Source organism: Nocardia sp. NPDC127579, from assembly GCF_042672005.1.
Classification (GTDB): domain Bacteria; phylum Actinomycetota; class Actinomycetes; order Mycobacteriales; family Mycobacteriaceae; genus Nocardia.
The window spans coordinates 505,100-514,481 of the sequence record NZ_JBHXVZ010000005.1; the positions used below are offsets into that span (position 1 = coordinate 505,100).

A 9,382-nucleotide genomic window follows, 5' to 3' on the forward strand; every position below is an offset into this window, starting at 1 on the left:
CTGGCTCGAATCCTTTCTGGGGAGACGGACTTGCTGCCTGAGAATCCCCCCAGGCGCTGTCTCACCGATGCTGACAAAGAATAAATGGCGGGCAGTTTCCCGGTCGCGCCGGGGTTGGGCTGCGGGCGGGCGGGCCGCTCGCGAATCCGAAGCAACCGGCCGCCGACCGTGGTGCCGGTCACGTCAGGGCGCCTTACCGCCCGGCGGATCCGCGGACTCCTCGGTCGGATCGGTGCCCGCGTCGAGCGCGTCCCAGAGCACGCGCTCCGACAGCGGGCCACCAGGCTGCTCCGCGTCACGCTGTCTGGCCACCTGCTCGGTCGCCGCCGCCCGGCGCGTCACGGGATTGTCGTACTTACCGGACAGCTGCGCGGTGTCGCGCGGCATCCGGGTCAGCAGCAGCGCCGCGACGAAGGCGGCCACCGCGCCCAGCAGGGCGAGCACGGCCGGGAACGGCGCGGCGCTCGCCGCGGTGACGGTGGCGCGGGCAGGCAGCTCGGCCAGCGTCGCGGCCCGCTGCTCCAGATTCCCGGATCCGGTGAGCAGCGCGAAGGACGGCACCGCCGTCACCGCGGCGACCAGCGCGACCAGCACGCCGATCACCCGACGCGGCCAGCCTCGCGTGGCCAGCACGGCCGCGACAGCGGCCAGCAGCACCAGCGCCAGCGGCGTCAGCGCGCCGAACCAGACACCGCCGTCGAGCTCGTCGGTGCGCGGTTCGGTGAGCCCGTCCGCGGAGGACACCGTCACCCAGATCATCCGGGACGCGCCCCACATCAGCGCGGCAGCCAGGGCGAGCAGCACCACGGGTAGCCGCACACCGGCCCTCGGCGCGGGTCGATCAGGTTCTGCCATCGCGAATCAGCCGTTCTCACTTCGGTTCTCGGCGCCGTACGCGCGCACCGTCTTGGCGGCGGCGACGGCCTTGAGCACCGCCATCGCCTTGTTGCGCGACTCCACGTCCTCGTAGTCCGGATCGGAGTCGGCGACCACGCCCGCCCCGGCCTGCACATAGGCGATGCCGTCCTTGAGCAGCGCGGTGCGGATGGCGATCGCGGTATCGGCGTCACCCGCGAAATCGAGATACCCGACCACGCCGCCGTAGATGCCGCGCCGGGTCGGCTCCAGCTCGTCGATCAGCTCCATCGCCCGCACCTTCGGAGCGCCGGAGAGCGTACCGGCCGGGAAGCAGGCGCGTACCGCGTCGAGCGCGACCTTGCCGGGCGCGAGCCGGCCCGACACCGTCGACACCAGATGCATGACATGGCTGTACCGCTCGATGTGCCGGTACTCGGTGACGCGCACCGTGCCCGGCTGGCATACCCGGCCCAGATCGTTGCGGCCCAGGTCGACCAGCATCAGGTGCTCGGCGTTCTCCTTCTCGTCGGCCAGCAGGCCCTTCTCGAGCAGCAGGTCGTCCTCCTCGGTGACCCCGCGCCAGCGCGTCCCCGCGATCGGATGGGTCGTCGCCACCCCCTCTTTCACGGTGACCAGCGCCTCCGGGCTGGAACCGACGATGGAGAAGGCGGTGCCGCCGTCACCGTCGGGCAGGTGGATCAGGTACATGTACGGGCTCGGATTGGAGGCGCGCAGCATGCGATACAGATCCAGCGGGGAGCCGTCGTAGTCCATTTCGAAGCGCTGCGAGAGCACGACCTGGAAGGCCTCGCCCGCTTCGATCTCCTTGACCAGGCGGCGCACGCCCGCGCCGAACTCGTCGGTGGTGCGGCGGCGCCGGTATTCGGGTTCGGGCTGGTCGAAGATCGAGACCGTGGACGCGGCGGGCGCGGCCAGCGCCTCGGTCATGCGGTCCAGGCGGGCGAGGGCGTCGTCGTAGGCCTCGTCGACGCCCTCGGTGGTGCCGTTCCAGTTGACCGCGTTGGCGATCAGGGTGATCGCGCCCTCGTGGTGGTCGAACGCGGCGAGATCGGTGGCCAGCAGCAGCACCATTTCGGGCAGGTGCAGATCGTCCACGGCGTGGTCGGGCAGGCGTTCGATCCGGCGCACCGCGTCGTAGCCGAGGTAGCCGACCATGCCGCCGGTCAGCGGGGGCAGGTCCGGTAGGCGCTCGGTTTGCAGCAGTTCCAGCGTTTCGCGCAGCGCGACCAGCGGATCGCCGCCGGCGGGCGCGTCCTTGGGGATATTGCCGAGCCAGGCGGCTTCGCCGTCGACCACGGTCAGCGCGGACGGGCTGCCCGCGCCGATGAACGACCAGCGCGACCAGGACCGCCCGTTCTCCGCGGACTCGAACAGGAACGTCCCTGCCCGGTCGCCCGCCAGTTTGCGGTAGGCCGACAGCGGAGTTTCGGAGTCCGCCAGCACCTTTCGGGTTACGGGAACCACCCGATGCTCCGCGGCCAGCAGATGGAACTGAGCGCGGGTCGTGGTGGTGGGTGTGGACGCGGCAGCCATTCGACCATCATCCCAAGTGCGCCGGTCCGGCCTGCGCTCGGGCCGGTACAGCCTGGCAAACCGCCCGACTCGGTCATGTCCGACCGACCGGTATTCATGCCCTGCACAAAGCTGTGGCGGGCGTCACTACACTCGCGGCGTTCACAACAGCTAGCTGGATCCCGAGAGGAGACAATGGATGTACCCCTCGCAACAGGCGGAAGGTCGGCACGCCGCGCCGGGCCCGATGTCCGGCCACGGTCCGCGGATCGGAATGAACGGCATGGGCAGCGGCCAGAACCCCGGTACCTACAGCGCGCTCGCCTCGTTCGTCACCTATGTGAAAGCCCTGGAATCGCTGGACCGCAACCACTTCCCGGACGAGTACGCCGATCACAGCGACCGCATCCGGGAGCTCCGGCCGTTCCTGCGCGCGCACGGCATCCTCGATGTCATGGAGATCAAGAATCCCGAGGTCGCCGCGCTCATCGGCGCCTGACCGCTGCCCACGCGTCCCCGTCGTCCCGGCCGGCCTCCCTCGTCACGGCCGTGGCCGCGGGGATCGCGGGTAGTGTCCGATTCCATGCAGACAGGACAGCTCGCCCCGCAGTTCGAACTCCCCGATCAGACCGGCACCCTCCGCTCACTCGATGCCCTGCTCGCCGACGGACCCGTTGTCCTGTTCTTCTATCCGGCCGCGAATACCCCGGTGTGCACCAAGGAGGCCTGCCACTTCCGCGATCTGGCCGCGGAATTCGCCGAACTCGGCGCGACCTGCGTCGGCATCAGCGCCGACCCCGTCGAGACCCAGGCCGGATCCGCCAACGCGCAGCGGCTGACCTATCCCCTGCTGTCCGATGTCGACCGGACCGTCGCGGCGGAGTTCGGCGTGAAGCGCGGCCTGCTCGGCAAGCTCGCCCCGGTCAAGCGGCAGACCTTCGTCATCACCACCGATCGCGTCGTCGCCAAGGTGATCTCCAGTGAACTCGGCGCCGACGTGCATGCCGACGAGGCACTGAAATATCTGCGAGCAGACCGTAGGTAAATCACCGCCCGGTGCACGAAACGCCGAGCGCGCTGCTCCAATAACGGCTGGTCAGCGGCATACGCTGCATGCATGACGATGCGCGAGGGGCAGCCGGTCGGCACCAAATCCAGCCTGGCCACATGGCGCACGCGAATCCTCGGCGGACTCGCCGTGCTGGCGGTCCTGGTCGCGGCCTACTTCATCCTCAAGGCGTTCATTCCACGCTGGTGGGCCCAGCGCCTGGGCGAGTCGATCCACGGCAGTTTCTCCAAGGGCATCTGGTACGGCCTGCTTCTGGGCGGCCTGTGCACCTTGATCCCGGCTCTGCTGCTGCTGTTCGCCGCGGTGATGTGGCGTCGCCGCGGCGGGAAGTTCCTCGCGGGCGCCGCAGGCGTCCTCGCCATCGTGATCGCCCTGCCCAATCTGATGACGCTGGCCATCGTGACCGGCAACGACAATGCCGCGCACGCCGGCGAGCGCATCCTCGACGTCGACGCGCCCGCCTTCCGCGGCGCCACCCTGGTCGGCGTGATCATCGCGGTCGTCGTCTTCCTGCTGGTGGCCTTCCTGACCGTGCGGCGCGGCTGGCGGCGACGCCAAGCCGCCAAGGCGGCGCCGGAGACCATGGCGGCCGAGCCCGAACACGGGGCCGACACGCCCTGACCCACTGTGAGTGCCCTCACCGTCCGGAGCAACCGCATGCCGGTCGAGCGAAATCGTGGCAAACTCGTGGGCGCGGGTGACTGTGCACCATCCGACGGAATCACGTCACTTCGCTCGAGAGAAGGCGCATGGTGACGAACTGGCTCAACCCCGTTGAACAGCGAGCATGGCGGGCGCTCGTCGCGCTGATGACTCGGCTGCCGAGCGCCCTGGATACCCATTTGCAGCGCGAGTCCGGGGTTACCCATTTCGAGTACTGGGTTCTGACATTGCTGTCCGAAGAACCCGGCCATCGGCTACAGATGAGCGAGCTGGCCAGCAAAGCTAATTCGTCGCTATCGCGCCTGTCGCATGTCGTGTCCAAACTGGAGCGGCTGGGCTGGGCCGAACGCTCCGCACAGGCCGGCCGCCGCGGCGTGCAGGCGGTACTCACCGACGCCGGATATCAGAAAGTCGTCACCGCCGCCCCCGGCTACCTCGACGCGGTCCGGCACCTGGTCTTCGACGGCCTCGACGACGACGAGAAGACCCAGCTGGCCGAACTCAGCGAGGTCCTGTCCAAACGCCTGGGCGACGCGCTCACCCAAACCCCCGACGACTAGCTCGGCTCCCCCAGCAGCACATCGGTGTCGAAACAGGTGTGCGTTCCTGTGTGGCACGCCGCACCCACCTGATCCACGACCAGCAGCACCGTGTCGCCGTCACAGTCCAGCCGCACCTCGTGCACATACTGTGTGTGCCCGGAGGTCTCCCCCTTCACCCAGTACTGCTGCCGCGACCGCGAATAGTAGGTCGCCCGCCGGGTTTCCAGCGTCCGGGCCAGCGCCTCGTCGTCCATCCAGGCGACCATCAGCACCGCACCCGTACTCTTCTCCTGCGCGACCGCGGCGACCAGCCCGGCCTCGTTACGCTTGAGCCGGGCCGCGACAGCGGGATCCAAAGCGGTCATCGAACGACAATCCCTTCCGCGCGCATGGAATCCTTGACCTGGCCGATGGTCAGATCACCGAAGTGGAAAACACTCGCGGCCAGCACCGCGTCCGCGCCCGCGTGCACCGCCGGCGCGAAATGCGCCAGCTCACCGGCGCCGCCACTGGCGATCACCGGCACCGTCACCGCGGCCCGCACCGCCTCGATCATCCGCAGATCGAAACCGGCCTTGGTGCCGTCGGCGTCCATCGAGTTGAGCAGGATCTCACCCACACCCAATTCGGCGCCGCGCACCGCCCATTCGACCGCGTCGATACCGGTACCGCGCTTACCGCCGTGCGTGGTGACCTCCCAGCCGGAAGGCGTCGCGGGCTGCCCCTGCGACACCGTGCGCGCGTCCACCGACAGCACGATGCACTGCGAACCGAACCGCTCCGACATCTCCCGCAGCACCTCCGGCCGGGCGATCGCGGCGGTGTTCACCGACACCTTGTCCGCGCCCGCGCGCAGCAGCCGGTCCACGTCGTCCACGGTGCGCACGCCGCCGCCGACGGTCAACGGGATGAAGATCTGCTCGGCGGTCCGGGTCACCACATCGATCATGGTGCCGCGATCACCGGTGGAGGCGGTGACATCGAGGAAGGTCAGTTCGTCGGCGCCCTGCGCGTCGTACGCGGCGGCCAACTCCACCGGATCGCCGGCATCACGCAGATTCTCGAAGTTGACGCCCTTGACCACCCGGCCCGCGTCCACATCCAGACACGGAATCACGCGTACCGCCAGGCTCATTCGTCATCCTTCACTTTCTTCGGCGACAACCGTGCAGATCATCTCGAGTAGTTCGTCGTGCACCCCGGGCGCGGCGGCCAGCACCGACCCCGAGGTGATGGTCCAGGGTGCGCCCGCCAGATCGGTCACCACGCCACCCGCCGCGCGAACCAGCGCGACACCGGCCGCGTTGTCCCACGGATGATGTCCGAACACGATCGCGCCGCCCAATATTCCGGCGGCCGTGAACGCCAGATCGATACCGGTCGAACCGTGCATGCGGACCCGCGAGGACAGGCTGCTCAGCGGGCCGAGCAGGTCGAAACGGAAACGGCCCGGAATCCGGCCGTGTGAATCGACATTGAACGCGCCGAACCCGATCATCGCCTTGGCCAGCTTGCCGTGCGGCAGCCGGGGCATCGGTTCGTCATCGAGCAGCAGCGGGCCCTCGACAGTGGCGGCATAGCGCTGGCCGAGTACCGGCAACCAGGTCAAACCCAGCAGCGGGACGCCGTCGTGCACCAGCGCCAGCAGCATGCCCGCCAGCGGATGGCCCGAGGAATAGTTGAAGGTGCCGTCGATCGGGTCGAGCACCCACGCGGTGCCCTCGTTCAGCTGCGGGCCGCCGAACTCCTCACCGTGCACCCCGATCCCGGTGCGGTGCTCGAGCTGACCGGAGATCGTGCGTTCCAGTTCCAGGTCCAGTTCGGTCGCGAAATCGTTGCGGCCCTTGGTGACCGCGCTCGGCGCGCCGATGCCCTCCAGGAAACGCGGGATCGCGTCATCGAGGATCTCGCTCGCGGTATCGAGCAGCCCGGGTAGGTCGGCGATCGCGTCGGCGGTCATCGGGTCATTGTCCGCGCACCGCGGCCAGCGCCTCGGGCAGCGTGAACCGGCCCGCGTACAGCGCCTTACCGACGATCGAACCCTCCACACCGTCGTTGACCAGGCCCGCGATCGCGATCAGGTCCTCGACGGTGGACACACCGCCGGAGGCGATGACCGGGGCGTCGGTGGCCGCGCACACCTCGCGCAGCAGATCCAGGTTGGGGCCGGTCAGGGTGCCGTCCTTGGTGACGTCGGTGACCACGTAGCGGGTGCAGCCGTCGCGCTCCAGACGTTCCAGCACCTCCCACAGATCGCCGCCGTCGCTGACCCAGCCGCGGCCGCGCAACCGGTACTCACCGTCGATGATCCGCACGTCCAGGCCGACCGCGATCTGGTCGCCGTACTCGCCGATCGCGCGGGCGCACCACACCGGGTCCTCCAGCGCGGCAGTACCCAGGTTGACCCGCGCGCAGCCCGTGGCCAGCGCCGCCTTCAACGATTCGTCGTCGCGGATACCGCCTGACAGCTCGACTTTCACGTCCAGCTGCCCGATCACCTCGGCCAGCTGCTCCCGATTGGAGCCACGCCCGAAAGCCGCGTCCAGGTCGACCAGATGGACCCATTCCGCACCACCGCGCTGCCACTCCAGGGCCGCCTCCAACGGCGACCCGTAGCTGGTTTCACTACCGGCCTCCCCCTGTACGAGGCGCACGGCCTCACCATTGGCGACATCGACAGCGGGCAGCAGCACAAGACTCACTCGTAGCAGTTTAGTTGCTACCCGGCGTTCCACCGTCCTCGGGCAGGCCACCGCAAACGTGTCCTCGGTCGCAGGCGATACGGCAACCAGCCGAGTACCCCCGTGGCGGCGCTGGGTGGACCGATGATCGTGCTACCGCCGCGACGCTCCCCGCCGGGATGCGCACCATCGGCGGCGGAGCCAAGGAGATTTCGCGGGTGTCTGGCCCGAGGCGGCCGATGCCGAGGTCATCATCGACCTGTTCGAGCCAGGTCTTCACCGAGCACAAACGTTTTGATCAATGCCGCCGGCGACTCCGCGGTCTCACACTCCGAGACGCCACCGGACAGCGAATCGTCACAGGTTCGGGGCGTGATACGTCAGATCAGCTTCTGGTGCCCGGTCGTCGAATCGGTGTTCGCAGGGCATGCGGGGCGGTCGAAAGCGGCCGTGCAATCCATTCGTGGATGTCTGGTGAACCGCGTCTCGTGACCGCGCCGGTCTGCTCCGGGGAGTGTGTCGTCCAGACTCCCGCGGCTGTCGGTCAGCGCTGACGTCCACCCGCACACCGGCACGGTTGAGCCGGTACGCGATCCGGACTGCGCGTTCCGTTGCCGAGCAGCTGTTGTCGAACGGCCGGAGGACCGCGGATCGGACCGCTGGTTCCGTGCGCACGGAGCTGTGGGCCGCGGATGTCGATGGGCGCAAACAGTTTTGGGAGTGCAGCGCATCCGGGATCCGCACTTCCACATGCGGGCAGGAAGGAATTGGAGACTCCTGCGGGTCGGACCCGGTGGCGAATTCTGTGATGCCGTGCAGAGTCGCCGGGCACCCGGTTCAATTCGATCCGGCTATATCTGTCGGCCCCTGCGGGCACCTGAGTGCTGGACAGATCCGAATCCCAGACGGCTCCGACTCTGCCGATACCTCGAACATGCCGAAAGGTGCTCGAACACCACGGGTCGATACCACCGTGGCAACCGGCGAGTACACACTCGGCACCCGCCGCCGCATAGTGACTGGCCTCACAGCACTCGACTGGAACTGGTGCCACTGCGAATCACCGGGCCAGGGCCACGCTTCGATCGCCTACGCCGACCGATTCGAGGATCTTGCAGCAGCCCGCGATCTCGGCCTCATACTCTGCTGACACCGCAGCAATCGGTCACTCACGCGAGGGCATCGTCGGAAGTCCCCCGCTCATTCTCAGAGCTGGGGAGGGCGCGTGATTCGATAGTTTCGCGTTGTGACTGGTGAATATCGTGACTGCGGTGCGTTGACCGACATTGTCGAGATGCTGGCGCTGGACTGTCCTGCTGCGCTGGAGCGGTTGGACCGAGTCTTCGACACGGCTCCTCCGCAAGCGGCGCTGTTCCACGCGCTGGCAAGAGACCGCGGTGACGACTACGTCGGCACGCTGAGGTTCTTCGATTGGAAGGCGGCGGATGTGGAGATTCAGAAGGGCTTGAGCGAACTGCCTACGTATCCACAGGAATTCAGCTGGGAGTGGCACGACTGGACGGCGCTGGGCCACCGGGTCTACGACTCGCCGCTCGATCCGCTCTATGGCTTCCTGTCAGCTATAGACGCCAATCTCGGTGAGCACAATATGTCGCTGGTCGGCTTCTGGGTCGACCACGAAGGGTACTGCCTCGGATTCATACCGGACGACGATCTCAGAGAGCTCCAGTATCTGGCACGGCAAGTCGATGTCGACCTGACGTTCTTCTACTGAGTAGCGTAAACGCAGGAAGGCCCCCAACAAAATGCTGGGGGCCTTCCGCAAAAATGTTCCGGCGGTGTCCTACTCTCCCACACCCTGTCGAGTGCAGTACCATCGGCGCAGGTGACCTTAGCTTCCGGGTTCGGAATGGGACCGGGCGTTTCCCCACCGCTATAGCCGCCGTAACTCTATGAGACATACCATGTTGCCTCAGAACTGCACAGTGGACGCGTAGCCTCTTCGTTAATAAGCCCTCGGCCTATTAGTACCAGTCACCTCCACACATTACTGTGCTTCCAGTTCCGGCCTATCA

The 9,382-nt window shown here is 67.6% G+C and carries 11 protein-coding genes and 1 rRNA gene; 5 read left to right on the forward strand and 7 right to left on the reverse strand.

Features of this window, described 5'->3' with window-relative positions; all coding sequences use genetic code 11:
* Nucleotides 1-183: 183 nt before the first annotated feature.
* The gene (locus ACFVMC_RS20495; RefSeq protein WP_379212370.1) at nucleotides 184-855 is read right to left on the reverse strand and encodes a TIGR02234 family membrane protein; all 672 of its coding nucleotides are present in this window, start codon (nucleotides 853-855) and stop codon (nucleotides 184-186) included.
* 6 nt (nucleotides 856-861) lie between these two features.
* Nucleotides 862-2,412, reverse strand: a complete 1,551-nt coding sequence (locus ACFVMC_RS20500; protein WP_379212372.1) for an anthranilate synthase component I — start codon at nucleotides 2,410-2,412, stop codon at nucleotides 862-864.
* A gap of 178 nt (nucleotides 2,413-2,590) precedes the next feature.
* Here ACFVMC_RS20500 and ACFVMC_RS20505 point away from each other — a divergent pair, with 178 nt between their 5' ends.
* The 4 genes from ACFVMC_RS20505 to ACFVMC_RS20520 all read left to right on the forward strand — a co-directional run bounded on the left by ACFVMC_RS20505 (nucleotide 2,591) and on the right by ACFVMC_RS20520 (nucleotide 4,683).
* On the forward strand, nucleotides 2,591-2,890 hold the full coding sequence (locus tag ACFVMC_RS20505) for a hypothetical protein (protein WP_379212374.1): 300 nt from the start codon (nucleotides 2,591-2,593) through the stop codon (nucleotides 2,888-2,890).
* Nucleotides 2,891-2,974: 84 nt separating this feature from the next.
* Complete coding sequence (locus ACFVMC_RS20510; RefSeq protein WP_379212376.1) at nucleotides 2,975-3,436, forward strand: peroxiredoxin; 462 nt, start codon at nucleotides 2,975-2,977, stop codon at nucleotides 3,434-3,436.
* Nucleotides 3,437-3,508: 72 nt separating this feature from the next.
* Entirely contained in the window at nucleotides 3,509-4,081 is a 573-nt protein-coding gene (locus tag ACFVMC_RS20515; RefSeq protein ID WP_379212378.1) for a permease, read from the forward strand.
* A gap of 128 nt (nucleotides 4,082-4,209) precedes the next feature.
* On the forward strand, nucleotides 4,210-4,683 hold the full coding sequence (locus ACFVMC_RS20520) for a MarR family winged helix-turn-helix transcriptional regulator (RefSeq protein ID WP_379212380.1): 474 nt from the start codon (nucleotides 4,210-4,212) through the stop codon (nucleotides 4,681-4,683).
* On the opposite strand, the gene hisI is transcribed toward ACFVMC_RS20520, so the two are convergent.
* The 4 genes from hisI to priA are packed head-to-tail and all read right to left on the reverse strand — an operon-like array spanning nucleotide 4,680 to nucleotide 7,367.
* Nucleotides 4,680-5,030: a phosphoribosyl-AMP cyclohydrolase gene (gene hisI, locus ACFVMC_RS20525; protein ID WP_379212382.1), complete on the reverse strand. Its 351-nt coding sequence runs from the start codon at nucleotides 5,028-5,030 to the stop codon at nucleotides 4,680-4,682. The genes ACFVMC_RS20520 and hisI overlap by 4 nt on opposite strands.
* On the reverse strand, nucleotides 5,027-5,800 hold the full coding sequence (gene hisF / locus ACFVMC_RS20530) for an imidazole glycerol phosphate synthase subunit HisF (protein ID WP_379212384.1): 774 nt from the start codon (nucleotides 5,798-5,800) through the stop codon (nucleotides 5,027-5,029). The genes hisI and hisF overlap by 4 nt, the downstream gene beginning before the upstream one ends.
* Before the next feature lie 3 nt (nucleotides 5,801-5,803).
* Nucleotides 5,804-6,625, reverse strand: coding sequence for an inositol monophosphatase family protein (locus tag ACFVMC_RS20535; RefSeq protein WP_379212386.1), 822 nt, complete (start codon nucleotides 6,623-6,625; stop codon nucleotides 5,804-5,806).
* Nucleotides 6,626-6,629: 4 nt separating this feature from the next.
* A complete protein-coding gene (priA, locus tag ACFVMC_RS20540; RefSeq protein WP_379212388.1) occupies nucleotides 6,630-7,367 on the reverse strand; it encodes a bifunctional 1-(5-phosphoribosyl)-5-((5-phosphoribosylamino)methylideneamino)imidazole-4-carboxamide isomerase/phosphoribosylanthranilate isomerase PriA in 738 nt (245 codons plus the stop codon).
* 1,225 nt (nucleotides 7,368-8,592) lie between these two features.
* On the opposite strand from priA, the gene ACFVMC_RS20545 reads away from it, so the two are divergent.
* Nucleotides 8,593-9,081 carry a hypothetical protein gene (locus tag ACFVMC_RS20545; protein WP_379212390.1) on the forward strand — a complete coding sequence of 163 codons (489 nt, stop codon included), beginning with the start codon at nucleotides 8,593-8,595 and terminating at the stop codon, nucleotides 9,079-9,081.
* A gap of 56 nt (nucleotides 9,082-9,137) precedes the next feature.
* Here ACFVMC_RS20545 and rrf read toward each other — a convergent pair.
* Nucleotides 9,138-9,254, reverse strand: a 5S ribosomal RNA gene (rrf, locus tag ACFVMC_RS20550).
* Nucleotides 9,255-9,382 lie beyond the last annotated feature (128 nt).